General features: G+C 59.6%; 25 protein-coding genes. 10 read left to right on the forward strand and 15 right to left on the reverse strand.

What is annotated here, in order from left to right:
- Nucleotides 1–10 precede the first annotated feature (10 nt).
- The 4 genes from HDE75_RS17670 to HDE75_RS17685 all read right to left on the reverse strand — a co-directional run bounded on the left by HDE75_RS17670 (nucleotide 11) and on the right by HDE75_RS17685 (nucleotide 4632).
- The gene (locus tag HDE75_RS17670) at nucleotides 11–760 is read right to left on the reverse strand and encodes an electron transfer flavoprotein subunit beta/FixA family protein (protein ID WP_183678606.1); all 750 of its coding nucleotides are present in this window, start codon (nucleotides 758–760) and stop codon (nucleotides 11–13) included.
- 254 nt (nucleotides 761–1014) lie between these two features.
- Nucleotides 1015–1242, reverse strand: a complete 228-nt coding sequence (locus HDE75_RS17675) for a sulfurtransferase TusA family protein (RefSeq protein WP_065308091.1) — start codon at nucleotides 1240–1242, stop codon at nucleotides 1015–1017.
- A 244-nt stretch (nucleotides 1243–1486) separates the two neighbouring features.
- The gene (gene alaS / locus HDE75_RS17680) at nucleotides 1487–4099 is read right to left on the reverse strand and encodes an alanine--tRNA ligase (RefSeq protein WP_183678608.1); all 2613 of its coding nucleotides are present in this window, start codon (nucleotides 4097–4099) and stop codon (nucleotides 1487–1489) included.
- Nucleotides 4100–4191: 92 nt separating this feature from the next.
- Nucleotides 4192–4632, reverse strand: coding sequence for a Fur family transcriptional regulator (locus HDE75_RS17685; RefSeq protein ID WP_183678610.1), 441 nt, complete (start codon nucleotides 4630–4632; stop codon nucleotides 4192–4194).
- 192 nt (nucleotides 4633–4824) lie between these two features.
- On the opposite strand from HDE75_RS17685, the gene HDE75_RS17690 reads away from it, so the two are divergent.
- Nucleotides 4825–6906, forward strand: coding sequence for a TonB-dependent receptor domain-containing protein (locus HDE75_RS17690; protein WP_183678612.1), 2082 nt, complete (start codon nucleotides 4825–4827; stop codon nucleotides 6904–6906).
- Here the strand turns inward: HDE75_RS17690 and ugpQ are convergent.
- A complete protein-coding gene (gene ugpQ / locus HDE75_RS17695) occupies nucleotides 6845–7633 on the reverse strand; it encodes a glycerophosphodiester phosphodiesterase (protein WP_183678614.1) in 789 nt (262 codons plus the stop codon). The genes HDE75_RS17690 and ugpQ overlap by 62 nt on opposite strands.
- Nucleotides 7634–7825: 192 nt before the next feature.
- On the opposite strand from ugpQ, the gene HDE75_RS17700 reads away from it, so the two are divergent.
- Together HDE75_RS17700 and HDE75_RS17705 are read left to right on the forward strand one after the other, a co-directional pair.
- Nucleotides 7826–8932: a sensor histidine kinase gene (locus HDE75_RS17700; RefSeq protein WP_260174166.1), complete on the forward strand. Its 1107-nt coding sequence runs from the start codon at nucleotides 7826–7828 to the stop codon at nucleotides 8930–8932.
- Nucleotides 8929–9744 (forward strand): LytR/AlgR family response regulator transcription factor, encoded by an 816-nt coding sequence (locus HDE75_RS17705; protein ID WP_183678616.1) that lies wholly within the window; start codon nucleotides 8929–8931, stop codon nucleotides 9742–9744. Before HDE75_RS17700 ends, HDE75_RS17705 begins: the two co-directional genes overlap by 4 nt.
- Nucleotides 9745–9746: 2 nt before the next feature.
- Here HDE75_RS17705 and HDE75_RS17710 read toward each other — a convergent pair whose 3' ends face one another.
- Complete coding sequence (locus HDE75_RS17710) at nucleotides 9747–10073, reverse strand: hypothetical protein (protein WP_183678618.1); 327 nt, start codon at nucleotides 10071–10073, stop codon at nucleotides 9747–9749.
- Nucleotides 10074–10207: 134 nt separating this feature from the next.
- Nucleotides 10208–11449 carry an MFS transporter gene (locus HDE75_RS17715; RefSeq protein ID WP_183678621.1) on the reverse strand — a complete coding sequence of 414 codons (1242 nt, stop codon included), beginning with the start codon at nucleotides 11447–11449 and terminating at the stop codon, nucleotides 10208–10210.
- A gap of 101 nt (nucleotides 11450–11550) precedes the next feature.
- On the opposite strand from HDE75_RS17715, the gene HDE75_RS17720 reads away from it, so the two are divergent.
- Nucleotides 11551–12492 carry a LysR family transcriptional regulator gene (locus tag HDE75_RS17720; RefSeq protein ID WP_183678623.1) on the forward strand — a complete coding sequence of 314 codons (942 nt, stop codon included), beginning with the start codon at nucleotides 11551–11553 and terminating at the stop codon, nucleotides 12490–12492.
- On the opposite strand, the gene HDE75_RS17725 is transcribed toward HDE75_RS17720, so the two are convergent.
- The 4 genes from HDE75_RS17725 to HDE75_RS17740 all read right to left on the reverse strand — a co-directional run bounded on the left by HDE75_RS17725 (nucleotide 12483) and on the right by HDE75_RS17740 (nucleotide 15051).
- Nucleotides 12483–13355, reverse strand: coding sequence for a hypothetical protein (locus HDE75_RS17725; protein ID WP_183678625.1), 873 nt, complete (start codon nucleotides 13353–13355; stop codon nucleotides 12483–12485). The two genes, HDE75_RS17720 and HDE75_RS17725, sit on opposite strands and share 10 nt — an antisense overlap.
- Before the next feature lie 19 nt (nucleotides 13356–13374).
- Nucleotides 13375–14163 (reverse strand): hypothetical protein, encoded by a 789-nt coding sequence (locus HDE75_RS17730; RefSeq protein ID WP_183678626.1) that lies wholly within the window; start codon nucleotides 14161–14163, stop codon nucleotides 13375–13377.
- Nucleotides 14153–14665: a hypothetical protein gene (locus HDE75_RS17735; protein ID WP_183678628.1), complete on the reverse strand. Its 513-nt coding sequence runs from the start codon at nucleotides 14663–14665 to the stop codon at nucleotides 14153–14155. The genes HDE75_RS17730 and HDE75_RS17735 overlap by 11 nt, the downstream gene beginning before the upstream one ends.
- 92 nt (nucleotides 14666–14757) lie before the next feature.
- Nucleotides 14758–15051 carry a DnaJ domain-containing protein gene (locus tag HDE75_RS17740; RefSeq protein ID WP_183678630.1) on the reverse strand — a complete coding sequence of 98 codons (294 nt, stop codon included), beginning with the start codon at nucleotides 15049–15051 and terminating at the stop codon, nucleotides 14758–14760.
- Between the two features lie 172 nt (nucleotides 15052–15223).
- Here HDE75_RS17740 and HDE75_RS17745 point away from each other — a divergent pair, with 172 nt between their 5' ends.
- The 3 genes from HDE75_RS17745 (at nucleotide 15224) to HDE75_RS17755 (ending at nucleotide 19952) form a co-directional block, all read left to right on the forward strand.
- Nucleotides 15224–16990 carry a glutamine--tRNA ligase/YqeY domain fusion protein gene (locus tag HDE75_RS17745; protein ID WP_183678632.1) on the forward strand — a complete coding sequence of 589 codons (1767 nt, stop codon included), beginning with the start codon at nucleotides 15224–15226 and terminating at the stop codon, nucleotides 16988–16990.
- Nucleotides 16991–17283: 293 nt separating this feature from the next.
- Nucleotides 17284–19062: a CHASE domain-containing protein gene (locus HDE75_RS17750; RefSeq protein WP_260174165.1), complete on the forward strand. Its 1779-nt coding sequence runs from the start codon at nucleotides 17284–17286 to the stop codon at nucleotides 19060–19062.
- Nucleotides 19063–19127: 65 nt separating this feature from the next.
- On the forward strand, nucleotides 19128–19952 hold the full coding sequence (locus HDE75_RS17755; protein WP_311735129.1) for a glycine-rich domain-containing protein: 825 nt from the start codon (nucleotides 19128–19130) through the stop codon (nucleotides 19950–19952).
- A gap of 168 nt (nucleotides 19953–20120) precedes the next feature.
- Here the strand turns inward: HDE75_RS17755 and HDE75_RS17760 are convergent, their stop codons facing one another.
- The 4 genes from HDE75_RS17760 to HDE75_RS17775 form a co-directional block, all read right to left on the reverse strand.
- Nucleotides 20121–20360, reverse strand: a complete 240-nt coding sequence (locus tag HDE75_RS17760; RefSeq protein ID WP_029496207.1) for a hypothetical protein — start codon at nucleotides 20358–20360, stop codon at nucleotides 20121–20123.
- A 245-nt stretch (nucleotides 20361–20605) separates the two neighbouring features.
- Nucleotides 20606–20851: a hypothetical protein gene (locus HDE75_RS17765; RefSeq protein ID WP_183678634.1), complete on the reverse strand. Its 246-nt coding sequence runs from the start codon at nucleotides 20849–20851 to the stop codon at nucleotides 20606–20608.
- Between the two features lie 368 nt (nucleotides 20852–21219).
- Nucleotides 21220–21483 carry a hypothetical protein gene (locus tag HDE75_RS17770; RefSeq protein ID WP_183678636.1) on the reverse strand — a complete coding sequence of 88 codons (264 nt, stop codon included), beginning with the start codon at nucleotides 21481–21483 and terminating at the stop codon, nucleotides 21220–21222.
- 84 nt (nucleotides 21484–21567) lie between these two features.
- Nucleotides 21568–22485 (reverse strand): SDR family oxidoreductase, encoded by a 918-nt coding sequence (locus HDE75_RS17775; RefSeq protein ID WP_183678638.1) that lies wholly within the window; start codon nucleotides 22483–22485, stop codon nucleotides 21568–21570.
- Nucleotides 22486–22497: 12 nt separating this feature from the next.
- On the opposite strand from HDE75_RS17775, the gene HDE75_RS17780 reads away from it, so the two are divergent.
- The 3 genes from HDE75_RS17780 (at nucleotide 22498) to HDE75_RS17790 (ending at nucleotide 25564) form a co-directional block, all read left to right on the forward strand.
- Complete coding sequence (locus HDE75_RS17780; protein WP_183678640.1) at nucleotides 22498–23523, forward strand: CDP-6-deoxy-delta-3,4-glucoseen reductase; 1026 nt, start codon at nucleotides 22498–22500, stop codon at nucleotides 23521–23523.
- A gap of 79 nt (nucleotides 23524–23602) precedes the next feature.
- The gene (locus tag HDE75_RS17785; RefSeq protein WP_183678641.1) at nucleotides 23603–24865 is read left to right on the forward strand and encodes an MFS transporter; all 1263 of its coding nucleotides are present in this window, start codon (nucleotides 23603–23605) and stop codon (nucleotides 24863–24865) included.
- A gap of 33 nt (nucleotides 24866–24898) precedes the next feature.
- On the forward strand, nucleotides 24899–25564 hold the full coding sequence (locus HDE75_RS17790; RefSeq protein WP_183678643.1) for a DUF1345 domain-containing protein: 666 nt from the start codon (nucleotides 24899–24901) through the stop codon (nucleotides 25562–25564).
- Nucleotides 25565–25572 lie beyond the last annotated feature (8 nt).

The following is a 25572-nucleotide window of genomic DNA, read 5'->3' on the forward strand; positions in this document are numbered from 1 at the left end:
GAGGCCGCGCTTAGATGACTTTGGCTTCGGTACGCAGCTTGGCGACCAGCGTGGCCACGTCTGGCACCTTGATACCGGCCGAGCGCTTGGCTGGTTCGGCAACTTTCACCGTTTTCAGGCGTGGCGTGACATCGACGCCCAGGTCTTCCGGCTTGGTGATATCGAGCGGCTTTTTCTTGGCCTTCATGATGTTCGGCAAAGTCACATAACGTGGCTCGTTCAGGCGCAGGTCGGTGGTGATGATTGCTGGCAAGGTCAACGCCAGGGTTTCCAGGCCGCCATCGACTTCGCGGGTCACGGTCACTTTACCGTCTTCCAGCACGACTTTCGAGGCGAAGGTGGCTTGCGGCCAACCGAGCAGCGCCGCCAGCATCTGGCCGGTCTGGTTGCTGTCGTCGTCGATAGCTTGCTTGCCCAGGATAATCAGTTGTGGCTGCTCTTTATCGGCCAGCGCCTTTACCAGCTTGGCCACGGCCAGCGGTTCCAGTTCGGTCGTCGTTTCCACCAGGATGCCGCGGTCGGCGCCGATGGCCATCGCGGTGCGCAGGGTTTCCTGGCATTGGGTCACGCCGCAGGAGATGGCGACCACTTCAGTCACCTTGCCGGCTTCTTTCAGACGCGTGGCTTCTTCCAGCGCGATTTCATCGAAAGGATTCATCGACATTTTGACGTTGGCGGTATCGACGCCAGTGCCGTCACTCTTGACGCGTACTTTGACGTTATAGTCGACCACGCGTTTGACGGGTACCAAGACTTTCATAGCTATGCCTTTGGGAAATTATAAAAATGACGGATCAAGTGCTGATTGTGACTTCGATTATAAGAGAAATTTGAATCTTGAACCGAATTTAAGCACGATCGTGCGATTTTTTGTTAGAGCAATCCATCTAAACCAGAATGTTGCACGGATTTCCAGGGAAGAAACGAGGACGCTGCAGGGCAGCAAAAGCGTAGCAGCAAAGGGGTACAGCTATGCTGGCCAGGCCGTTCTGCGACGGCCCCGGCCCATCAGATTTACTTGCGTTGCATCAAGAAAACAAACTCCGTACCCGTTTGCACATGCGACAGCAGCGCATTGCCGGTTTGTTTGGCAAAGGCCTGGAAGTCGCGCACGGAACCGGGATCGGTTGCCATGATGCGCAGCACTTCACCGCTTTGCAGCTCTGCCAATGCTTTTTTTGCTTTCAGAATCGGCAAAGGGCAATTCAAGCCCCGCGCATCGAGTTCTTTATGAAATTCCATAATCTCGTTATCAAGTAGTGTGTCGCTCATCAATATCCCACCATTGTTTTGTTGTACTGATTTTCGACATAGTACTCCAATTAGCGGCCCATGACGCGCTGCACCAAAATAGTTCAACAGCTGTTGTGGGGTCACAACGAGAGGACAAATAAAATAAGGGCCCGCAAACCTGGTTTGCGGGCCCCTCTGACAGAGCAGCGGGGACTCAACCCCGCATGCCTGCTGGCTTTCAACGTAGATAGCCTTATTTTGCGCGTTCAGCAACCCAGGCAGGGACACCTGCCAGGGCAGTTGACAAACCGCTCGGATCAGTGCCACCAGCTTGCGCCATATCAGGGCGTCCGCCGCCTTTTCCGCCCACTTGTTGTGCAACGAAGTTCACCAGCTCGCCTGCCTTGACCCTGGAAGTGGCGTCTGCCGTCACGCCGGCGATCAGGCTGACCTTGCCGTCATTGACGCTGGCCAGCACGATGGCAGCCGTTTTCAGCTTGTCTTTCAGCTTGTCCATGGTTTCGCGCAAACGGGCTACATCGGCGCCGTCCAGGGTGGCGGCGAGCACCTTGATACCGTTCACATCGACCGCTTGCGTGACCAGCTCATCGCCCTGGCCAGACGCCAGTTTCGATTTCAGCGCGGCCAGTTCTTTCTCCAGCGCCTTGACGTGGTCTTGCACCTGGCCGATGCGGGCAGTCAGCTCTTCCGGCGGCGTTTTCAAGGCGTTGGCGGCGTCGAGCAGGCGGCGGTTGATGGTTTGCACCAGCGCCAGCGCGCCTTCACCCGTCACGGCTTCCACGCGGCGGATGCCGGCGGCAACGCCGCTTTCAGCGATGATCTTGAACAGGCCAATATCGCCCGTGCGCTGCACGTGGACGCCGCCGCACAGCTCTTTCGAGCTGCCGATGTCGAGTACGCGCACTTCATCGCCGTATTTCTCGCCGAACAGGGCCATCGCGCCATGCTTGACGGCGTCATCGAACGACATGTGGTGCGATTGCGTTGCGTGGTTTTCCAGGATCTCTTTATTGACGATGGTCTCCACGGCAGCGATCTGATCGACCGTCATCGGCGCATTGTGGCTAAAGTCGAAACGGGTTTTATCGGGATCGACCAGCGAGCCTTTTTGCGCCACATGGCTACCCAGCACTTCGCGCAAGGCCTTGTGCATCAAGTGTGTGGCCGAGTGGTTGCGGATGGTGCGGCCACGCTTGGCCTGGTCCACTTCAGCGGCCACGGCATCGCCCACTTTCAGGCTACCGCTAGCCAGCACGCCGTGGTGGCCAAACACGTCGGCCTGGATTTTCAGGGTGTCGCTGACGGTAAACACGCCCGCGCCGGACGAAATCACACCCTGGTCGCCCACCTGGCCGCCCGATTCCGCGTAGAACGGCGTGGTGTCCAGCACCACGATGCCGGCGTCGCCCGCTTTCAGTTCCTGAACTGGCGTACCGGCGGCGTACAGGGCCACCACTTTGCTGTTGAAGCTCAGTTGATCGTAGCCGACGAATTTGTTTTTCTCGCCTGCGTATTCCACCTTGCTGTCTTTATGCGTCTTGCCGCCCTTGCGCGACAGTTCCTGGCTTTCTTTCAGGGCAGCATCGTAACCGGCCTGGTCAAACGTGATGTCGCGTTCGCGGCAAATGTCGGCCGTCAAGTCTGGCGGGAAGCCATAGGTTTCGTACAGGGTGAAGGCGGTGGCGCCATCGATGCCCGAGCCATCCTTGGCCAATTGCGCTTCCAGCACTTTCATGCCGGTTTCCAGGGTTTCACCGAAACGCTCTTCTTCGGCTTTCAGCATTTGCGCCACATTGTGTTTCGCTTCTTCCAGCTCTGGGTAAGCGCCGCCCATTTCGATGGCCAGGTCGGCCACCAGCTTGTAGAAGAAAGGCTTGGTCTGGCCCAGCTTGTGGCCGTGGCGCAGTGCGCGGCGGATGATGCGGCGCAAGACGTAGGCGCGGCCTTCGCTGCCAGGAATGACACCATCGACGATCATGAAGGCAGCCGAACGGATATGGTCGGCGATCACGCGCAGCGACTTGTTTTCCAGGTCCGTGGCGCCCGTTTCGCGCGCAGCAGCCTTGATCAAATGCTGGAACAGGTCGATTTCATAGTTCGAATGTACGTGCTGCAGCACGGCCGCCAGGCGCTCCATGCCCATGCCGGTGTCGACGCAAGGCTTGGGCAGCTTGTGCATCACGCCCGCTTCGTCGCGGTTGAATTGCATGAACACCAGATTCCAGATTTCAATGAAACGGTCGCCGTCTTCGTCAGGCGAGCCCGGTGGGCCGCCTGGAATGTCGGCGCCGTGGTCGTAGAAGATTTCCGTGCAAGGACCGCATGGGCCCGTGTCAGCCATTTGCCAAAAATTGTCCGAGGCGTAGCGCGCACCCTTGTTATCGCCAATGCGGATGATGCGTTCGGTTGGTACGCCGATTTCCTTGGCCCAGATGTCATACGCTTCGTCATCTTCGATATACACGGTGACGGTCAGCTTATCGGCGGGCAAGCCGTATACCTTGGTCAGCAGTTCCCAGGCGTAATGAATCGCATCGCGCTTGAAATAGTCGCCGAAGCTGAAGTTGCCCAGCATTTCAAAGAAAGTGTGGTGGCGCGCCGTGTAGCCGACGTTTTCCAGGTCGTTGTGCTTGCCGCCGGCGCGCACGCAGCGCTGCACGGAAGTGGCGCGCGTGTACGGACGGCTGTCGGTGCCCGTAAACACGTCCTTGAATTGCACCATGCCGCTGTTCGTCAACAGCAAGGTCGGATCATTGCCTGGCACCAGGGAGCTGGAGCGGACGATGGAATGGCCCTTGGACTCGAAAAATTTGAGGAACTTGTCGCGGATTTCAGATGATTTCATGTTTTATTGGCAAAAGGTGGCGGCAGCTTTAAAGGCTTGATTATACGTGATATGGGTGCCCGGAATTAAGGGACAGGCAAGGATGCAGGCCGTCAGGCAGGGTCGGCGTGGCTGCACTCGTGCGGTGCCGCCGCTGTCGCAAGCACGGCACTGGCGCCGGTATTGCAGTCGGCACAGCGGCCATACAAGGTCAGCTCGTGGTGCTCGACCACAAAACCTTGCGGCGCCATCCGTTTCAAGTCGCCAGGGCAATCATGCACGTCGAACACGCGCTGGCACTGGGTGCACTGGAAATGATGATGATGGTGATTGGCCACCGCGTTCGATTCATAACGCGGGTTTTCACCGGGCAAGGTCACCACTTGCACCTTGTCTTCCAGCACCAGCGATTTCAGGTTGCGATAGACGGTAGCGATGCCCAGCTGCGTCACTTGCAGACTGGCCTGTTCGAGTATCTCTTGCGCCGACAAGGGGCGTTGTGCCGACTCGATGGCGGCTTGTATAGCGGTTTTTTGACGTGTTGTGCGTTCCATAGCCCACAGAATACACCATCCACCCCCTCTACTTCAGCACCACGTCGGCGACTCTTTATCTTTACTGCATGCAAAATTCACCACCCAGTAATGATAATGCGTTATCATTATCATTTTATGGCACGCCCGATATTTTCTGAAACGCCAGCCATTACTTGAAAACACCGTTATAGATAAAGGAATCCCAGCCCCATGACCGTTACCAAGCACCTGCACCGACCTACCCCGCTCGCCCTGGCCCTGACGCTCGCCTTTGCTGCTCCCGCCAGCGTATGGGCGCAACAAGCTCCTGCCCTGCCCGCCGTGACCGTCTCGGCCAGCGCCCTGGCCTTGGGCAGCGATGACATGAGTACGCCAGTGACCGTGCTCGAAGGCGAAGCACTGGTACGTGCACGCGAAGCAACCTTGGGTGAAACCCTGGCCGGCCAGCCCGGCATTACCTCCAGCCATTTCGGCGCCGGCGCCAGCCGCCCCATCATCCGCGGCATGGATGGCCCACGCGTGAAAATCCTGTCGGATGGCGCCGAAGTGCAGGACGCCTCGACCATCAGCCCCGACCATGCGGTGGCGGCGGAACCGATGCTGTCGGAACAGATCGAAGTGCTGCGCGGCCCCTCGGCGCTGGCCTATGGCGGTGGCGCCGTCGGTGGCGTGGTCAATGTGATCGACAAGAAAATCCCCACCCGCGTGCCGGTCAAGGGCTATGAAGGCAGTGCGGAAGTGCGCGCCAATTCGGCTGCGCGCGAAAAAGCGGGCGCGTTTGAAGTCACCGGCGGCTCGGGCAATATCGCCGTACACGCGGAAGGCGTAAAACGCAACGCCAGCGCCTACAAGGTCGGCAGCGACTGGGAAGGCGGCTCCACCGTGCCCGGCAGCTATAACCGGACAGACACAGGCAGCGTCGGTGTATCGTGGGTGGGTGAGCGCGGTTTCCTGGGCCTGGCTTTTACCAGCCAGCACGCCGAATATGGCTTGCCTGGCCACAACCACGAATTTGAAAGCTGCCATCCGCACGGCACGCATCTGCATTGCGGCGGCCATGAAAGCCACGAAGGCCACAATCATGGCGATGAAGAGGAGCACGATCACGACGAAAGCGGCGACGTGCCCTACGTCAAGCTGAAAAGCCAGCGCTGGGATGTGCGCGGCGAATTGCGCGATCCCGTGCCCGGCTTTGCCAAGCTGCGCCTGCGCGCTTCGTTCACCGATTACCAGCATGATGAAATCGAAGGCACGGAAGTGGCCACCACCTTCAAGAACAAGGCGCACGATGCGCGGCTGGAAATGGAACACCATCCAGTCTTGGGCTGGCGCGGCGTGGTGGGATTGCAAACATCGAAACGCGATTTCTCTGCCCTCGGCGAAGAAGCGTATGTGGCGCCGACCATCACAAAAAAACACGCCGCTTTCCTGATCGAGGAATACAAGCTGGACCAATGGCGTTTCGAAGCGGGCCTGCGCCACGAGTGGCAAGACATCGCCGTCGATAGTCCCACTCTGCAAGACCGCAGCGCCAAGGGCACCTCGGTCTCGCTGGGCGCCGTGTGGAAATTCGCGCCGCAGTATTCGCTGGGTTCCACCCTGTCGCGCACGCACCGCCTGCCCAGCGCCGAAGAACTGTATGCGCACGGCGTGCACATGGCCACGGCAACCTATGAACTGGGCAACCAGGACTTGAACAAGGAAACGTCGAACAATATCGACTTGACTTTGCGCAAATACGCGGGCGCCACCACCTTCTCGGCCAGCGCTTACCGCAACAAGATCGACAACTACATCTTTGGCTCGACCCTGGATAGCCATGAAGGTTTCCAGCTGATCCAGTACACCCAGCGCGACGCCACGTTTACCGGCTTCGAAGGGCAAATCCGCCAGCAGATCAACCCGATGTTCGGCGCCAGCCTGTTCGGCGACACCGTAAGGGCCAGACTGGCCGATGGTGGCGGCGCGGGTAACAATAATCTGCCGCGCATTCCGGCGCAGCGTTTTGGCGTGCGGTTCGATGCCAACTGGCAGGCATGGAGCGGCTTGGCCGAGTTCTACAGGGTCAACAAGCAAGACAAGGTGGCGGCCTTCGAGACGGAAACGCCGGGCTACAATATGCTGAACCTGAGCGCCAACTACGATACCCGCATCGGCACCACGCCTGCCCAGTTCTACATCAAGGCCAACAACCTGACGAATCAGCTGGCGTTCAGCAACACCTCGTTTATCAAGAACGCGGCGCCGTTGACTGGGCGTAACTTGACGGTGGGGTTGCGAGTGACGTTTTAATCAGATCAATACGATCCGTACAAAAGCCGTCCACGCCCCAGGCCAGCAATTCGCTGGCCCGTTCGGGCGTGTTGACGGTGTAGCAGAACAAGCCCAATCCTTCGGCCTTGACCGCCTGTGCCAAGGCCGGCGTCAGTAGCTTGTGGTTGCAATGCAGGGCGACCACGCCCAGTTCCCTCGCCTGTTGCACCCAATCATCAGGAATCTCTTCCACCAGCCAGCCACGCGCCAGTTCGGGCGCGGCCTGGCGGGCCGCCTGTAAAGCTTCGATGCTGAACGACGATAGCAAGGGCAAGAGTGCTCCGGCAGCAATCTCGGCCGCAAAATAGTCACGCGTGGCGCCCGCCACCATGGCTCCCGTCTGTACCTCAAAACCGGGCGCTGGCTTGATCTCGATATTCATCCAGATGCGCTGCGCCTTGCAGTAGGCCACCACAGCCTCGAAGGTCGGCACGCCTTCGCCGACAAACTGGGGGCCGAACCAGGCGCCCGCTTCCATCTTGCCCAGTTGCGCCGCCGTGTAATCGTTGATATGGCCAGTACCGGCCACGGTGCGGCCCAGCTCCGGGTCATGCACCACGACGGGCAGACCATCGCGCGCCAGCATGACGTCGAATTCCACGGCGCGGTAGCCATAGGCCAGGCCGCAGCGCAAGGCGGCGAGCGTGTTTTCAGGTGCCAGCGTGCCGCCGCCGCGGTGCGCCAGGGTGCGTGGATAAGGCCACATGGGATTCCACCAGTCAGGTATGTGTCGAAAACCAGACTATCGCGCCGGCGCAGATAAAAGTAAAGTCCAGCTCGCAGCCATCCCGCCATGCCACCACGATTCGCGCCGCGCACAGCCGGTTTCGTCGCAACAGGCTTGACCGCGTGAGCAGGACGGCCGAGGATAGCCATATCGTCAATTAAAGGTTGCACCATGCATTCCGCTCTGCCTGCTACCCACAAGAAAAAAACGCGCTGGTATCAAATGCTGTACGGCGTCCGCTATGCGCTGGTCATCAGCATTATCTTTACCATCGTGATCACTTACGGTCTTGATCCGGGCAGTGACATCAAACTCAACTTTATCGCCTCGATGTGCATCGGCAGCATCATCTATCTGCTGTTTAACGGACTGCGACTGACCTTGTTGAACGAGCAGCGCAAGCACAAACTCTGGTATATGATCGGCCTGATGCTGGTAGTCGCACCGCTGGGGCAAGTGGCCGGATTGAAACTGTTCAGCTGGCTGACTGGCGTATCTGTCGATAGCATCGCCAGCCTGTTACCCACCAGAATCATCAGCACCCTGACCTTTACCCTGATCGGTGGCGGTGGCGCCGTGCTGTTCTTTGCCAACCGCGAAAAAATCGCCCGCCTGGAAGCGGCGGCGGCCGAGGAAAAAGCGCGAGCCGAATCGGTGGCGCGACAAGCCATGCAGACCCAGCTGCAACTGCTGCAGGCGCAGATCGAACCACATATGCTGTTCAATACCCTGGCCAACCTGCAGGGCTTGATCAGCTTTGACACGGACAAGGCGCAATTGCTGCTCGAGCAGCTGATTCAATACTTGCGCGCCACCCTCAGTTCCTCGCGCGCCGACACCACCACCCTGGGCCAGGAGTTTGCGCTGATGGATGCTTACCTGGGCCTGATGGCGATACGCATGGGTGCGCGCCTGGCTTATACCTTGCAATTGCCCGACTCCCTGCGCGAGACAAAAGTACCGCCGATGCTGCTGCAGCCGCTGGTGGAAAACGCTATCCAGCACGGGCTGGAACCGAAGATCGAAGGCGGCCACATCACAGTCGAGGCCAGCACCGATGGGGCGCGGCTGATCCTGACGGTGCGCGACGATGGCCTGGGGTTAGACCATCCGGGCCAGACCAAGGGCACGCAACTCGGCGTATCGAATATCCGCGAACGGCTGCAAGTCATGCATGGCGACGCGGCCAGCCTATCACTGAATGCCCAGCCACAAGGCGGCGTCATCGCCAGCCTGATTCTTCCCCTGCAATCGACTACAATGAGCATCCCATCATGAGCGAACATACTACCCGCCCCATCCGCGCCCTGATCGCCGAAGACGAACCGATACTGGCCGCCGCCCTCACCCACGCCTTGCGGCGGCTGTGGCCAGAGCTGGAAATCGTCGCCACCTGCGCGAATGGCGTGGAAGCGCTGCAGCAAGGCTTGGCCCTGTTACCGGACATACTCTTTCTCGACATCAAAATGCCGGGCAAGACGGGGCTGGAAGCGGCCGAGGAAATGGCCGAGCAATGGCCGGAAACGCGTCCGTTCCCGCACATCGTATTCGTCACCGCCTATGACGAATATGCCTTGAGCGCCTTTGAGCACGCCGCCGCCGACTACGTCTTGAAACCTGTCAACGATGCACGCTTGGGCAAGACGGTGGAACGCTTGCGCCAGCGCCTGAACGCAGGCACAGTCAACACGCAGGCCGCCCCGCCAGCAGACGATAACCTGGCCCGCTTGCTGACGCAGTTACAAGCGATGACGCCGCCTGCGCCGCGTTTGCAGATGATACGGGCGGCAGTCGGCAACAGCGTGCGCATGATCCCCGTCGCCGACGTGGTGTATTTCGAAGCGCTGGACAAATACATCAACGTGGTGTGCCACGATGGCGAGGCGCTGATACGCACCAGCCTGAAAGAACTCTTGCCGCAACTGGACCCGCAGCAATTCTGGCAAATCCACCGCGGCACCATCGTCAACGCCAGCGCCATCGCCACTGCCGTGCGCGATGACATGGGCAAGCTATCGCTGACCCTGCGCCAGCATCCGGCGCAATTGCGGGTCAGTCCCCTGTATGCCCACCTGTTCCGGCAGATGTGAAATCAGTGCAGCTGATGCTTCAAATCCGATAGTTCATCATGCACCTTCAGCACCGCCTGCTTCATTTCGGGCGTCAGCTGGGTGGCCGCGCCACAGGCCCGCTTGGCGCGGTCGCCCAGCGATTCCAGTTGATCGACCGCCTGGCGGATGCGCGCATCATCATGCGTATCGATGGCCCGGCGCACCGCACTCTTTTGCTGCTCCAGCTGGTCCATGCAATCCTTCAAGTCCATCGGCATGGCTTGCGCGCTGCCGCACATTTTTGCCGCCTGGCCTATCGCTTGTTCGATGGCGCCAAAGCGCCGTGCCACTTCGCTCACTTGCATCATGAGAAGCCTCCTTGTGCTATGGGTTGTCTGTTGTTGGACAGGCAAGCCCACTGGAGGTTCCCCGGCGCGCTTGCGGTAGTACCACCCGATCGGTACAGACACGGCAAAGGGCATGAGAATCTACAAGATCGGCGTTATGCCACCGCCGCGCTTGCCCCCAAGGGCTGCAAATGGCGCAGCCGCAAGGCGATCAGCAGGCCGCCGCCCAAACACAGTCCCAGCATGATGATCACGCCGGTCCAGCCATCGAAGCCCCACATCATGCCGGAGGCCGAACCGATCAGGCTGGAACCGAGGTAATAGAACAGCAGGTAAAAGGACGAGGCCAGCGCTTGCGGAGCGCGGGCGCGGCGGCTGACCCAACTGCTGGCAATCGAGTGTGTAGCAAAAAAGCCGAAGGTGGCCAGCGCCATGCCGGCCACAATCATCACCAGCGAATTGAACAGGGTCAACAAGATGCCGGACAACATCACCGACAGCATGATCCACAGCACGCCGCGCCGGCCCAGCCTATCGACCAGGCGGCCAGCCCAGACGGAGCTGAAAATACCGATCAGATATAAAAAGGCCAGCAAACCTATCGTGCTTTGACGCAAGCCAAACGGCGCGGCCAGCAAACGGTAGCCGATGTAGTTATACAGGCTGACAAAACAGCCCATCAGCAAGAACGCCAGGATAAATAACCAGGGCAAGCCCTGGTCTGAAAAGTGCTGGCGCACCGCATGCGGCAAGGCATTCCAGCCTTTGGTACTGGCTGTAAAGTTTTTCGAGGCGGGCAAGCTGCGCCAGAATTCAATACCGGCCAGCAAGCCGGCCACGCCCAGGGTAGCCAGCGCCCAGCGCCACGACAGGAAATCGCTGAGCACGGCAGCGATCAAGCGGCCGGACATGCCGCCAAACGCGCTGCCGGCTATATACAAGCCCATCGACAGTCCCAGCGATGGCGGATCGATTTCCTCGCCCAGATAGGCCATGGCCACGGCCGGCATGCCGCCCAGCGCAATACCCAGTACGGCGCGGATGGCCAGCAACTGTGTAAAGTCCTGGGCAAACGCGGACAGCACCGTCAGCACGGCGGCGCTGATCATGGAAAACACCATCAGCGATTTGCGGCCGATACGGTCCGACACGGCGCTGAACAGCACCAGCGAGATGGCCAGCAAGCCGCTCGATACCGATAATGACCAGCTGCTTTGCGCCGGGCTCAGGTGAAACTGGTGCGACAGCAAGGGAAACAGCGGCTGTATGCAATACAGCAAGCTAAACGTGGAAAAGCCGCCAAAGAACAGGGCGCGGTTGGTGCGCGTGAATTCAGGCGTACCCTTGGCGATGGCAGGGGCAGAAGGTGCAGCAAGGGCGAGCGATAAATCAGACATGGCCGTGTTCGGTAAAAGCGATTTTTCATCATAAGATTGTCAACTCATATCGTCCAATATATATTTAAGGCCCAACTCATACTTAAAAAAGATTACTGGATATGGAATTGCGCCACCTGCGTTACTTCGTCGCCGTCGCCGAAGAGTTGCATTTCACGCGTGCGGCCGAGCGCCTGCATATCGGCCAGCCGCCGCTGAGCCAGCAAATCCAGGCGCTGGAAGCGGAACTGGGTGCGCAATTGCTGGAGCGAAATAAACGTTCGGTACGGCTGACGGAAGCGGGCCGTTTATTTCTGGACGATGCGCGCCGCATCCTGGCGCTGTCGGAACAGGCCGCCATCACGGCGCAGCGCGCCCAGCGCGGGGAAGCGGGAGAGTTACGCATCGGCTTTACCTTTTCGACGCCGTTCACGCCGTATTTTGCGACCGTCATCAACCGCTACCGCCAGCAGTTTCCGCATGTCAGCCTGACCCTGCACGAGATCGCCACCCTGCATCAGCTTGAAGCGATCGCCGCCCGCACCCTGGACCTGGGTTTCGTGCGCACACCCGAAACGACATTTCCTGACGCCATACAACTGACGGAACTACGGCAAGATCCTCTGCTGCTGGTGCTGCCCGTGCACCACCCGCTGGCAGCCCAAAAAGAGGTGGCGGTGGCCGACCTGGCCGGCGAAGCGTTCGTCATGTATCCGAAAAATGCGGGAACGGGGATTTATATACGGATTTTTCGCCTGTGCCGGGCGGCCGGTTTTATTCCGCGCATTACCCAGGAGGCGGGCGAAGCGTCGACCATCATCGGTCTGGTGGCGGCCGGTTGCGGCATTTCCGTGCTGCCCGCCTCGTTCGACCGCATCCGCATGGACGGCGTGTGCTACCGCCCGATTGCCGACCCGCAGGCGACCACCAGCCTGTTCCTGGCTTTACGGGAAGACGAGACGTCGCCGCTGGTGACGGCATTCGTGAAGCTGGCTGAAGCAGCGGCGCAAGAAGAAAAAAGGCCGGCAAAGCCGGCCCTGGTGGACAACAACAATTACGAGTAATCCGCGTCCAGCTCCGACCCGGCATAGTTTTCCAGGTCTTCGAACAGGCTTTTCATGCTGGCCCGCGTGCGGATTTTCTGCACCACGGTGCAGCTGCGGCGATACGATGCAATCCGGTCTTCCAGCACCGGATGGTGCTGTGCCGGTACCTTGGCCAGCAAGGCAGCCCAGCCTTCTTCGAAGTCGGGCTTGTTCTTGCGCACCGAACGCACGAAACGCTCGAACTCCTTTTGCCCCGTGCGCGCAATGATGCGCCCTCCCCCTTCGATGGCGAAGATGATGGCCAGCGCAATCACGCCTTCGGCATTCAGGTCGCTGTCGCTGACGGGACCGTTGTCGTGGTGGCGGCGCAGCCAGCTGGCCAGGCGCACCACGGCTTGCACTTCCTTGCGCTGCTGCAACTGCAACGCATACTTTTCATAGCCGGCCCAGTTCTGGTTCGGGTCGGCCTGGCAAATATCGATGAACAGCTCGCGCAGGCGCCGCGCCATGTAGACGGGATCCTGGTCATACTCGCCCACCAGTGCATCTTCGGGCAATTGCGACAATTCCTTGATCAGGCGAAAGCCCACCTGGAAAGCATGCTCGGCGCCATGTTCGACCAAAAAGTCCAGCGCGGCCTGGTCGCCTTCGTGATGCAAGGCATGTTCCAGGCCCAGCGAAACGCCGCCCACCGTCAGGTACAAGGCCTTCTGGATGCCGTCGGCCGTGCGTTCATTGGTGAACTTCTCGGCCACCATGGCCGTGATGCCCGTCAACTCGTCGGCCAGGTTCAGCGCCGCATCGGCACGCGGATCGGTCGGCAAGAGCTTGATGGCGCGTATCAGGCGCGGAAGATTCTCTACAACAATTGCTGGCAGCATTAGTGTTTCCCTGCTTTCATCAAGAGAAGATACCGGTGCCCAGGCTGCGGCGGGCGCTGGCGCGCGGTGCGCTGCGCGTGCTCGGCACTTGCTTGCGCAGGCGGTACAGCAATTCCTTGGTGCTACGCTGCAACATCGTCGGCTCTTCGTCCGGGTCGTCCGAATATTCGGCGTCGGCCAGGTCGGCGCTGTGGCGGAAATCGGGGAACAGTTCGAACAGCGAGCGGTCCCAGCCGTCTTCATTGGCTTGCGCCAGTTCGATCGCCAGCGGCACGATGTCGTTGTCGGACGACGTCACGCCCGTCACATACGGTCCCTTGATGACGATTTCGCCAGCCACTTCGAGGATTTCCTTGGGCGCCATCGAGAACAGAATGGCAAACGCGGTGGCGCCCCAGTCGGTAGCCGACGCTTCGAGCAGCAATTCGCGGCGGCGCTCGGCGTCATCGGTAGAAAACACCACGCCGTGGATGTGGGCGAACAGCGCTTCGGCGATGCGTTCCGGGTCATCCTCGATCTGGTCGTCGCTCCAGGTGGCGGCGATGAAGGCCAGGCTGTCAGCCCAGGCCTTGGGCGGCACCAGCAAGGTGGCCAGCGACATCTTGCCGCCGTCGAAACCGGCCAGGTGCAAGGCCGTCACTTGCGGCGGAATCGAGCTCAACACCTCCACCACGGCCAGGTCGCCGTACTGGTCCGCCGCATCGGCAAACGCCTGCTCGGCGTGGCCCAGCGAACCGGACAACACCAATTCCGTGACTTGTTTCGTCAGCGCGGGAAGGTTGCTTTTTTTATCTTCATTATCGGCCATGGTCATCTCCATCCTGGTCAAACATCTGGGCGAAATCGTCGGTAGCCTGGTCTTCGTCGTGCTCATCATCGCCATCGTCATTGGCGGCCAATTGATCCAGCGACTGGTCGTCATCGTCCCACAGGCGTGGATTTTTGTGCAGGAATGCCGTGATGATGGCCTGGCGCGCCAGGTCGGGGAAGCTGTCTTCGATGGCAGCATACATTTTCGCCGCTTCCGGCGCAGCGCAGGAGGCCATGGCAAAGACGCGGGCCGGGTCGCCGAACTCGTAGTCTTCGCTCTCGGCCAGCAAGCCTTTCGGGTCGCTGAACGTGATGTGGTCGACCAGCGCGAAAGCCAGCATGTTCACGTCTTCGATGCCGCCGCCGCTGGCGTATTCGCCCACCAGCGCGTCAACCATGCTCTTGTAGTTCTTGCGATTGGGCGGATCGCCCAGAATGCCTTCGATCTGGCCTTCCAGCTCGCGCGACTGGTACGCGAATTCAGGGTGTACTCTTCTCATGTTGTGCTTTCCAATGTGATGCGCAGTGCTCAAAAAGCACCGTTGTTGTTTTTCAAATCATGTCGGGCCACCGCAGCGGCAGCTAAAAGAACTTAGTCGGCCGGCAGTGAGGTGCCATGCAGGCGGAACACCCCGCACCACAGGGCATAGGCTTCCGCATCGGCATCGATGATGATGCGGTGGTTGACGCTTTGGTCATATTCGGCGCGCTTGACCGGATCGGCCAGGATTTCATACGCCTTGGTCACGCTCTTGAAGCGCGCCTCGGCGCCGGGAGCCTGGTTGCGGTCGGGGTGAAAACGCATCGCCAGCGAACGATAGATTTTCTTGATTTCATCATCGCTGGCATTGGGGGCGACACCGAGGACGTTGTATAAATTTTCCATGGGAGGCTCCGGGGAGATGATTTTCTGCTGATATAAAGGCGAATTATCCTATAGAACGGCCGCGGCGTCGCTGGGATGACACTGAATCAAGACATTTGAGGGCAAATTGACAGCGGGAAGACGCTTGCGGTACGGTAAAATGCTCTTTACTGTCACTCTTCCGCATTGATCAATGAGCAACGATAAACATAGTAGCGCTGCCGCCGCACCGGCGCTGGCACCCAATTTTTTGCGTAACATCATCGAAGCCGACCTGGCCGCCGGCACCCACGTGCGTCCCGGCCTGCCCCAGGTGATCACGCGTTTCCCGCCAGAACCAAACGGTTATCTGCACGTGGGCCACGCCAAATCGATCTGCGTCAATTTCGGCCTGGCACGTGATTACGCCGGCCAGTGCAATCTGCGCTTCGACGACACCAATCCGGCCAAGGAAGAGCAGGAATACGTCGACACCATCATGGACAGCGTGAAATGGCTGGGCTTTGACTGGGAAGCGGCCGGCGGTGTCAGCAATCTGCACTACGCCAGCGATTACTTCGACCAGTTATATGCGATGGCTGAATACCTGATCACGGCCGGCTACGCCTATGTCGATAGCCAGAGCGCCGAAGAGATGGCCGCCAACCGCGGCAATTTCGGCCAGGCCGGCAAGAATTCGCCATTCCGCGACCGTCCGCGCGAGGAATCGCTAGCCCTGTTCCGCGCCATGAAGGCGGGCCAGTTCAAGGATGGCGAGCACATTCTGCGCGCAAAAGTCAGCGAAGACGCGATGAGCTCGCCGAACATGAACTTGCGCGACCCTGCCATCTACCGCATCCGCCATGCGCACCACCACCGCACGGGCGACGCCTGGTGCATCTACCCGATGTATGACTACACGCACCCGATTTCGGATGCGCTGGAAAACATCACCCATTCGGTCTGCACCCTGGAATTCCAGGATCACCGCCCATTCTACGATTGGCTGCTGGAAACCCTGTCGGCGGGCGGCTTCTTCCAGCAACCGGTGCCGCACCAGTTTGAATTCTCGCGTCTGAATCTGACCTACATCGTCACCAGCAAGCGCAAGCTGCGCCAGCTGGTGGAAGAAAAGATCGTCGACGGCTGGGACGACCCGCGCATGCCGACCCTGGTGGGCATGCGCCGCCGCGGCTACACGCCGGAAGCGATCCAGTTGATGTGCGAGCGCACGGGCGTGACCAAGTCCGACGGCTGGATCGACTACAGCGTGCTCGAAGGCTGTCTGCGCGAAGACCTGGATCCGAAAGCACCGCGTACGGTGGCCGTGCTGCGCCCGTTGAAACTGATCATCGACAACTTCCCTGAAGGCGAAAGCGTGGAATGCACGGCGCCCGTGCACCCGCACTTCCCGGAACGCGGCCTGCGCACCTTCCCGATTTCGCGCGAACTATGGATCGAGGAAGACGACTTCATGGAAGTGCCGAACAAGGGCTATTTCCGTCTGTACCCGCCTATCGACGACAAGCCGGGCAGCCGCGTGCGCCTGCGCTACGGTTATGTGATCGAGTGCACGGGCTTCGAGAAAGATGCGGACGGCAAGGTCATCGCCGTGCATTGCAACTATTTCCCGGACAGCAAGTCGGGTACCGAAGGCAGCGCCAATTACAAGGTCAAGGGCAATATGCACTGGGTCAGCGCGCCGACGGCGATTGCTGCCGAAGTACGCCTGTACGACCGTTTGTTCACCGATCCGCAACCGGACGCAGGCGGCAAGGACTTCAAGCAACTGCTCAATCCACTGGCCAAGGATGTGGTGCAAGCCTGGCTGGAGCCGGGTGCGGAACTGGCCTTGCCGGAACAGCGTTTCCAGTTTGAACGCCATGGCTACTTCGCGGCCGACCGCGTGGACAGCCAGCCAGGCAAACCCGTGTTCAACCGTATCGTCACGCTGAAAGACAGCTGGCAACCAGCCAAGTAAGCGCTGCCTGCAGTGAACCAGCCCCCGGATTGCCATGCAATCCGGGGGCTTTTTTCATTTCAGCAACAAGATTTTTCTGGGAGAATCTTGCCTATTGACTACAATGTGACTAGTTTTGTATAGTAAGCACCTATTGCGTAATTTGCAATTTCGATAGCGCTTGTGCAAGCCGCTGGGAGCACTCCTGCGGCAGCACCCGATTCCTCTTTTTGATGCGGATTGCAATGTCTGCTACAACCGGCGAGAAACAGCCAATGCCAGAAAAAAGACCACTCTGGGTGCTCGGCGGTGTCATGTCCATGCTGGTTGGTCTGCTGTTCTACATGGGCGCTTCGCTATCGATCGAAAACGATGCCAACGAACTGTTCAAGAATCTGACGCGCAATACCCGGCAAGATATCGATGCAAAGGTGAAGTCGTATAGCGATTTGCTGCGCGGTGCAGCCAGCCTGTTCCAGGCCAGCGACCATGTCAGCCGGGAAGACTTCCACCGCTACGTGAGCAATATGGATTTGCAGCGCAATTTCCCTGGCGTAATGAACCTAAATTACACGCGGGAAATCAACGCAGCGCAGCGCCCTGGGTTCGAAGCGGCGATGCGGCGCGACTATCCGGCCGGACGCGATGGCTATCCCGCTTTCGCCATCGATCCACCGGGGTCACGCGCGCACTATTCCGTGATCGTGTATATCGAACCGATCTCCAGCGCCCCGGAAAAATATGGCTACGACATTGCAGTACGGCCGCCCATCAGCGATGTGCTGGCGCAGTCGCGCGATTCTGGCCAGATGAGCAATTCCGGCATGCCCGTACCGATGCCGAACCGGCCACAACTGACCGGCATGGCACTGCGCCTGCCTATCTACCGTAACGGCATGCCACTCGATACCGTACAGCAGCGCCGCGCCGCCTATGAAGGTTCGGTCGGCATCGGTTTCGACCTGGCGCTGATGGTCGGCAGCGTACTGAACGACATGGCGGTGCGCAATGTGCGCCTGACCCTGTTCGACGTCGGCGCGCAAACCCGGCAGCCACTCGATGTGCCGCACCAGATGCGTCCCCTCTACGACAGTACGGCGGCAGGCTTGCACGCGCCCTGGTGGCAGCCGGCGCAGTCAGGTAAATACCTGAGCAGCACCATGCTGATCGATTACAACGGCCGCGTATGGCAAGCCCTGTTCAGTGTACGCAAGAGTGACCTCTATACCAGCTTCGACGCCTACCTGCCCTGGCTGGCGTTGCTGGCCGGTTTTTGCGGCAGCATGTTGTTGTACACACTATTCCACACCTTGTCATCGTCGCGCCGGCGGGCGATCCAGATGGCCACCGGCATGACGCAGGAATTGCGCGCCAGCCAGCTGCGCCTGCAATCGTCGAATCAGAAATTGCGCCGGCTGGCGGCCCACGCAGACCAGATCAAGGAAGAGGAACGCAAGCGCATCGCGCGTGAAATCCACGATGACCTGGGGCAAAACCTGCTGGTGCTGCGCATCGATGCCGACATGCTCGCTTCGCGCACGGCACAACATCATCCGCGCCTGAATGCACGCGCCCGCGCCACCCTGGGCCAGATCGACGCCACCATCAAGAGCGTGCGCCAGATCATCAACGACTTGCGCCCGACCGTGCTCGACCTGGGCGTGAACGCGGCGGTAGAATGGCAGGTGGCGCAGTTCCGCGTGCGCACCGGCATTGCCTGCGAAGTCATCGAAAGCCACGACGATATCTCGCTCAGCGACCAGTGCGCGACCGCCCTGTTTCGTATCTTGCAAGAGTCGCTCAGCAATATTTCCCAGCACGCGCAAGCCAGCCTGGTACAAGTCAAGCTGGAAAGATGCCGCGATAGCGTATCGATGACCGTCAGCGACAATGGCGTGGGTGCCGCCATCGACGGACGCAACAAGCAGGGCTCATTTGGCCTGGTCGGTATCGAGGAACGCATCAGCCTCCTGGGTGGCACGTTTTTCATCGAGAGCAGCCCCGGCGCCGGCATGCGCGTGCATGTCAGCGTGCCACTGGCGGCAGACGCCTCGGCCTACTCGCAGCGGGAGGAAGCGGATATCAGCGCCTGACGCTGGCTCAGCAGACTGAAACTAGCATCATGCAATGCTTGCTTATTTCTTAATTCAATGCAATATTGACGCAGAACAATCTTTTCACCCTGACAGGAGTTGCCCCCACTAGAACAGTCTTTTCCACATCAGCTGTACAGTCTTTCCAGTTACATTTCTTTTATCAAAGGATATTCATGGATACGAACGACAGTTTCAAGGCAATTGCAGAGTTGAATTTGGATGCGATCAAGGTCAAACTGATGCACCGGGAATCCGGAGAGGGCTGGAGCCTGGAAAAGGCGAATGCAGTGGAATTCGAGTACCGCCGCTTCCTGATCCTGATGAAGCAGTTCCCCCAGGAAGAAACGGCGCCGTTGATGGATGTGGACACCTTCTGGCACTACCATATTCTTGATACGCTGAAATATGCTGCCGACTGCGAGCAGGTATTCGGCTATTTCCTGCATCACTTCCCGTACATCGGCCTGCGCGGCGAAGACGACGAAGCGGCACATCACCGCGTCGGCGAGCGCATGAAACAATTGTATGAACTGACATTCGGGGAAACTTACGAACGCACGGAAACGGCGTTTTCAGGCGCGGCTGTGCAAACGGCATTTTCAGGCATGGCCATCCAGGCCGCTTTTTCGGGTGCAGCTGTCAAGACAGCTTATTCAGGCATGGCGATTCAGGCCGCTTTTTCAGGGGCAACCCAGGTAAAGACGGCTTACTCAGGCATGGCAACCCCGGCAAAGACTGCTTTCTCGGGGGCGGCGCCAACGGCGTTTTCCAGCGCACCGGGCTTGCTCGCCGCAGCGGTAGTCAAATCATCCTTGCCAGAGGGACAAGTCAGCCGTTTCTATGTCGACCGGCCATCGATTGCCATCAGCCAGGATCCATCATCCTGATAGCCAGATCGGCTATGCAAACGTCCTCTCGATACCATATGAGCATGGATTGAGTGTGGGCTGCCGCACGCGGCAAGCCGGATAAAACCAGGCGGCACCTCTCACGTTGCCGTCTGTCTACCGCGCTGAGGCAGCACATTGAAGCAACGTCAGCTACAAAGCCGTCAATCAGGCAGCCATCAATTCACGCAATTCACGGATGCTGAAGTCGCTGATTTCATGCATGCGTATCAGGATCGTGGCGCCGATCGGCAAGGTGTTATGACGAATCTTGCTGATGACGGGTGGCGCAACTTCCAGCGCGCGCGACAGGGCGGCATCATTTTTCAGCTGCAGCTTGTCAATGATAGCGTCGAGAACGCGGTTTGGGTTGTAGGTAGGCAAAGAAGTAATTTGTTTGAGAGACATGATCAAAAATCCGAACTTGTAGTATGACTAAAATAAAATATGTTTATATGACTACTTTGCAATAAATCCTATGGGACACACTAAAAAACGCCATCGGTTATGCGGTTTTTAGTTTGCAGGCCACATAATACACGTTATTGTTGATTTTTGCTTAACTTAAAGCAAATTTGTGATAATTGAATAGATTTGATGCACTTTTGATGTGCTAGAGGATAACTCAATTTGAAAAAGTTTGCTGCAGGCCATCAATTTTTTCGGAGAGCAATTCCGCTGTCCATCAGCCAGGCGATGGCCATCAGGGAACCAAGTTGGGCGAGGTCAGCGGAGAGCTGCCAGCCTTGCGCGGCCATGCTGGCCGGCGAAATATCACACCCGCTGCTAGCCAGCTGGCGACGTATTTCCTCGGGCGCCGGCGGGGCTTTACGGGCATTTTCACGGCGCCGCATATAGGCGCGGACCTGCTCCTTGCTGGGACGAGTCATGGAATGCATCGCATGCTCCTGCAGGTCAAAAATGATAAAAACAATATCAAAATCATCTGCCGCCCACCTTGCCAACAGATGAACATTGCAAACTAACGTTACATGCCGTAATCGCCTGCAAGCCTCATTTTGCACGGCTGGACCGCACGATTGGTAGCGCTACCACCAACGTGATACACAAAGCGGTCAATAAATGAAAAAACTGCTTCACAAGTACTGTAAAAACCAACTTATCAAGCAAGCTGACCTGCAAGACGCTACCAAACCGGATACTCACAATATCGCCACAACGCCAGAGCGCGTTTGCGCCATATCAATAGTGACGTAGCCGCCTGCCCGGCAAATACGGTGCAGGTGGCAGCGGGATGGCCGCCTCCTTACTTCTTCTTTTGCTGGCGCAAGCGCTGTTGCTGCTTTGTCTGGGTTTGCTGGCGGTTCTGCTTATGCTCGTACAAGGTGACGGCATCCTTCTTCGCCTGCTCCAGCGTACGCATCTCGGCGTGATCATCGTGCGCAACGAAAAATTCCGCATCCTGGGCCGCGACCACCAGCTTGATGGCAGCCTCGTCTTCAAGGTCATACAACTCGGTCAGGACGGTAGTGACCTCGTCCAGGTATTCTTCGTAAGTCAGGGTAGTCATGCAATCATCCTCGGTAAATAGCGTGCGGCCACAAGGCGTATTGCGCCTTGTGGCCGCTAAAAAGTACGGAAATAACCGGGCATTTTAACTGATGGCGGGATTCCTGTCTGACAACACCGCCAGTGCGTCACTCACACGCTGGTAGCGCAGGCGCACGCCCAGTTCACGCTTGATGCGGGCATTGTCCATGCGGCGCGACTCGGACATGAACGACAGCAGCATCGGCGTGACCACTTGCCGCAACTCGGTACGCGGCAAACGCGGCGGATGCGGCAAGCCGAAGGCATCGGCGACCAGGTCAAAATACTCGCCCATCTTCAATTGACTGTCATCGCTGGCGTGATACAGGCGGCCCGGCCTGGCGCGCCACAGGGCCCGCGCTATGATGCGCGCCAGGTCGTCTGCATGGATGTGGTTGGTATACACATCGTCTTGCGGCGCCAGCGCCGGCGTGCCCTCGCGCAAGCGTTTGAGCGGCAGCCGGTCATCGGCATAAATACCGGGCACGCGCAGGATGGCCACCGTGCCGGCACGGCGCACGCCCCAGGCGCGCAAGACGGTTTCCGCATCCACCCGGCGATGCGCACGGGTATTTTGCGGTGCCGCTGGCCGCGTTTCAACCACCTTTGCACCGCCGCAATCGCCATACACGCCGCTGGTGCTGACATATACCAGGCGCGCGTGCTCAGGTAAAATGGCGGCCAGATTACGCGTGCGCCGGTCCAGCAGCCCTGTCGGCTGGGGTGGCGCCAGGTGCACGATCCACGGCGCCAGCCCCGCCAGCCGCCGCAGGCTGGCACGCTCATCGAGATTGGCCACGATGGGTACGGCGCCAGCCGCACGCAGCTCGGCACAGCGCGCCGGCTGGCTGGTGACGGCAAACACGCGAAAACGCGCGCACAGCAAGGGTAGCAGCCGCATGCCGACATCGCCGCAGCCAAGAATGAGCAGGCGCGGCAGGCCCAGCGGCTTGTGCAATGGTTGAATTAATATGTTTTTCATCTCAAGGATTGTATGACTTTTCAAGTGACTGTTCAGCCCAGCGGCCAGCAATTCAGCTGCGAAGCGGACGAAACCGTGCTGGCGGCGGCGATCCGCGCCGGCGTGGGCTTGCCATATGGCTGTAAAAATGGCGCTTGCGGCTCCTGCAAGGGCAAGGTCGTGTCTGGCAGCGTACAGCATAAGGCGCACCAGGAACGCGCACTGACGCCGGACGAAGCGGCAGCCGGCTACTCGCTGTTCTGCTGCGCCACTACCGGCGCCGACCTCGTCATCGAAGCGCGAGTGGTGGCTGGCAGCAGCGATTATCCGATCAAGAAAATGCCTTCGCGCGTGACGACCATTGAAAAAGTCGCACCCGACGTGGTCGTGCTGACGCTGCAATTGCCAGCGGCCGAGCGCCTCAACTACCGCGCCGGGCAGTATATCGAGTTCATGCTGCGCGACGGCAAGCGCCGTAGCTACAGCATGGCCAATGCGCCGCAGGACGGCGGCCCCGTGACCTTGCACATCCGCCACCTGCCGGGTGGCCTGTTCACCGACCAGGTGTTCAGCACCCTGAAAGAGCGCGACATCCTGCGCTTCGAAGGCCCGATGGGCACCTTTTTCCTGCGTGACGATAGCGACAAGCCGGTGGTGCTGCTCGCTTCTGGTACAGGCTTTGCGCCATTGAAGGCGATTGTCGAGCACATGATCCACACACAGTCGGCACGCCCGGTAACCTTGTACTGGGGCGGACGCCGCCCGCAAGACCTGTATATGGATGCGCTGTGCCGCCAGTGGGCGCTTGAGTTGCCGCAGTTTAGCTATGTGCCCGTGATTTCCAACGCGCAAGAAGAAGACCGGTGGCAAGGCCGCACGGGCTTCGTGCACCAGGCCGTGATGGCCGACCTGCCCGACCTGTCCGGCCACCAGGTATATGCCTGCGGCGCGCCCGTGATGGTCGAGGCTGCGCGCCACGATTTCGTGCAGCAATGCCAGTTGCCGGAAGACGAGTTCTACGCAGACGCGTTTACCACCGAGGCCGACCTGGCCAAATAACACCCTCCATGCAGCGGGAAGGCGCTGCGGGCGCCGCCCGCTGCCTCTATCGACACCCGCTGCTCTCTGGAAAGTGTTCATGTCCCTCGCTTCGCCCGGCAACGGTTTCAGTGTCCTGCGCCACCGCAATTTCTCTTTCTACCTGTCGGCCCGCGTGCTGGGCACCCTGGCCGTGCAAATGCAAAGCGTGGCCATCGGCTGGCAGGTGTACCAGCTGACGGGCAGCCTGTTCGACCTGGGCTTGATCGGCCTGGCGCAGTTCGCTCCCTTCCTGGTGCTGATCCTGCCGGCCGGCCACGCGGCCGACCGCTACAACCGCCGCAATATCATCGCCTGGTGCCTGACGGCACAACTGGCTTGCGCACTCGCGTTGCTGGCCTTTACGGTCAGCGGCATGAGCGCCGTCTGGCCCGTATTCGCCGTGCTGGTGCTGTTTGGCAGCGCGCGCGCCTTCATGATGCCGGCCACGCAAGCCGTACTGGTCAATATGGTGCCCACCGAAAGCTTCAGCCGCGCCGTCGCGCTCAGCTCGTCGAGTTCGCATGTGGCCATCATCCTTGGCCCCATCCTGGGCGGCCTGCTGTATTACTTCGGCCCCAAGGTCGTGTATCTGGTGGCCGCCTCGCTGCTGGTGTTATCGGTGCTGCTGATGCGCGCCACCACGCCGGCGCCGCAAGTGGTCAAACGCGCGCCCGTCAGCTGGCACACCTTGCTTGAAGGCTTGCGCTTCGTCTGGTCCAAACCGATCGTGCTGGGCGCCATTTCGCTGGACCTGTTTGCCGTGCTGTTCGGCGGCGCCACCGCCCTGCTGCCGGCGCTGGCCCACGATGTGCTGCATACCGGCCCCAGCGGCTTGGGCTTGCTGCGCACGGCGCCCGGCGTGGGCGCGGCCGCCTGTTCGATCGCGCTGGCCTTTTTCCCGATCACGCGCCGGGTGGGAGCCTGGATGTTTGGCGGCGTGGCCGTGTTTGGCCTGGGCACGCTGGCCCTGGGCGCCACCAGCCATGTCGCGGTAGCCCTGGTCGCGCTATTCCTGATGGGCGCTGGCGACATGGTCAGCGTGTATATCCGCCACCTGCTGGTGCAGTTCGAGACGCCCGACGAGATACGGGGCCGTGTCAGCGCCGTCAATTCCGTGTTTATCGGTGCCTCGAACGAGCTGGGCGAATTTGAGTCGGGCCTGACGGCCGGCTGGTTCGGCCTGGTGCGCGCCGTGCTGTTCGGCGGCGCCGCCACCCTGGCCGTGACGGGACTGTGGGCCGTGCTGTTCCCCGTGCTGTCGCGCATGGACCGTTTCCCCCATCACGCCAAGGAAGAAGCGGCGAAAAGTACGACAGGATAAGATGCGCTATCGACCACCACGCCAGCCTGCACCATGAAAATCTCATTCCCCTTGCACGGCTTCATCCGCAGCCGCCCCCACCTGAGCCTGGCGATCGTGATCGGCGTGGCGGCCGGTTTGCTGCTGCCCGATTCCTGGCGCCAGATGACGCGCTTGCTGGCGGCCTGGAACGTGGCCGTCTGGCTCTACCTGATTACCATGGCCTGGATGATGATGCGCGCCAGCCACCAAAAGGTCAGGGCGGTGGCGGCGCGCCAGGATGAACGGGCGGCCATGGTTCTGTCGGCCCTGTCGGTGGCTTCCGTGATGAGCCTGGCCGCGATCGTCTCGCAACTGTCAGCCATGAAAGACATGGCACCCGACATGCGCGCCCTGCACTACGGCCTGACCATATTGACCCTGGTCGGCTCCTGGTTCCTGGTCGGCACCTTATTTTGCTTCCACTACGCCCACTTGTATTACCAGGCCAGCCCGCAGCAAAGGCCGCTGCGCTTCCCCGAAGATGAGAAAAATCCCGATTACTGGGATTTCCTGTATTTCTCATTCACCATCGCGGTGGCCGTGCAAACCTCGGACGTCACCGTGCAGACGCGCCTGATGCGCCAGATCGTGCTGGGACAATCAGTGCTGAGCTTTTTCTTCAACCTGGTGGTGCTGGGCCTGTCGATCAATATTGCCGCCGGCCTGATTAATGGTTGATCAGGGCT

The sequence above is a fragment of the Janthinobacterium silvisoli genome, assembly GCF_014200725.1.
In the GTDB taxonomy this organism is placed as follows: Bacteria; Pseudomonadota; Gammaproteobacteria; order Burkholderiales; family Burkholderiaceae_D; genus Janthinobacterium.

Bases quoted from the DNA above. Each gene is read 5' to 3' on its own strand.
- HDE75_RS17670 (WP_183678606.1), bottom strand. From the start codon at position 760: ATGAAAGTCTTGGTACCCGTCAAACGCGTGGTCGACTATAACGTCAAA.
- HDE75_RS17675 (WP_065308091.1), bottom strand. From the start codon at position 1,242: ATGGAATTTCATAAAGAACTCGATGCGCGGGGCTTGAATTGCCCTTTG.
- alaS (WP_183678608.1), bottom strand. From the start codon at position 4,099: ATGAAATCATCTGAAATCCGCGACAAGTTCCTCAAATTTTTCGAGTCC.
- HDE75_RS17685 (WP_183678610.1), bottom strand. From the start codon at position 4,632: ATGGAACGCACAACACGTCAAAAAACCGCTATACAAGCCGCCATCGAG.
- HDE75_RS17690 (WP_183678612.1), top strand. From the start codon at position 4,825: ATGACCGTTACCAAGCACCTGCACCGACCTACCCCGCTCGCCCTGGCC.
- ugpQ (WP_183678614.1), bottom strand. From the start codon at position 7,633: ATGTGGCCTTATCCACGCACCCTGGCGCACCGCGGCGGCGGCACGCTG.
- HDE75_RS17700 (WP_260174166.1), top strand. From the start codon at position 7,826: ATGCATTCCGCTCTGCCTGCTACCCACAAGAAAAAAACGCGCTGGTAT.
- HDE75_RS17705 (WP_183678616.1), top strand. From the start codon at position 8,929: ATGAGCGAACATACTACCCGCCCCATCCGCGCCCTGATCGCCGAAGAC.
- HDE75_RS17710 (WP_183678618.1), bottom strand. From the start codon at position 10,073: ATGATGCAAGTGAGCGAAGTGGCACGGCGCTTTGGCGCCATCGAACAA.
- HDE75_RS17715 (WP_183678621.1), bottom strand. From the start codon at position 11,449: ATGTCTGATTTATCGCTCGCCCTTGCTGCACCTTCTGCCCCTGCCATC.
- HDE75_RS17720 (WP_183678623.1), top strand. From the start codon at position 11,551: ATGGAATTGCGCCACCTGCGTTACTTCGTCGCCGTCGCCGAAGAGTTG.
- HDE75_RS17725 (WP_183678625.1), bottom strand. From the start codon at position 13,355: ATGCTGCCAGCAATTGTTGTAGAGAATCTTCCGCGCCTGATACGCGCC.
- HDE75_RS17730 (WP_183678626.1), bottom strand. From the start codon at position 14,163: ATGGCCGATAATGAAGATAAAAAAAGCAACCTTCCCGCGCTGACGAAA.
- HDE75_RS17735 (WP_183678628.1), bottom strand. From the start codon at position 14,665: ATGAGAAGAGTACACCCTGAATTCGCGTACCAGTCGCGCGAGCTGGAA.
- HDE75_RS17740 (WP_183678630.1), bottom strand. From the start codon at position 15,051: ATGGAAAATTTATACAACGTCCTCGGTGTCGCCCCCAATGCCAGCGAT.
- HDE75_RS17745 (WP_183678632.1), top strand. From the start codon at position 15,224: ATGAGCAACGATAAACATAGTAGCGCTGCCGCCGCACCGGCGCTGGCA.
- HDE75_RS17750 (WP_260174165.1), top strand. From the start codon at position 17,284: ATGTCCATGCTGGTTGGTCTGCTGTTCTACATGGGCGCTTCGCTATCG.
- HDE75_RS17760 (WP_029496207.1), bottom strand. From the start codon at position 20,360: ATGTCTCTCAAACAAATTACTTCTTTGCCTACCTACAACCCAAACCGC.
- HDE75_RS17765 (WP_183678634.1), bottom strand. From the start codon at position 20,851: ATGCATTCCATGACTCGTCCCAGCAAGGAGCAGGTCCGCGCCTATATG.
- HDE75_RS17770 (WP_183678636.1), bottom strand. From the start codon at position 21,483: ATGACTACCCTGACTTACGAAGAATACCTGGACGAGGTCACTACCGTC.
- HDE75_RS17775 (WP_183678638.1), bottom strand. From the start codon at position 22,485: ATGAAAAACATATTAATTCAACCATTGCACAAGCCGCTGGGCCTGCCG.
- HDE75_RS17780 (WP_183678640.1), top strand. From the start codon at position 22,498: ATGACTTTTCAAGTGACTGTTCAGCCCAGCGGCCAGCAATTCAGCTGC.
- HDE75_RS17785 (WP_183678641.1), top strand. From the start codon at position 23,603: ATGTCCCTCGCTTCGCCCGGCAACGGTTTCAGTGTCCTGCGCCACCGC.
- HDE75_RS17790 (WP_183678643.1), top strand. From the start codon at position 24,899: ATGAAAATCTCATTCCCCTTGCACGGCTTCATCCGCAGCCGCCCCCAC.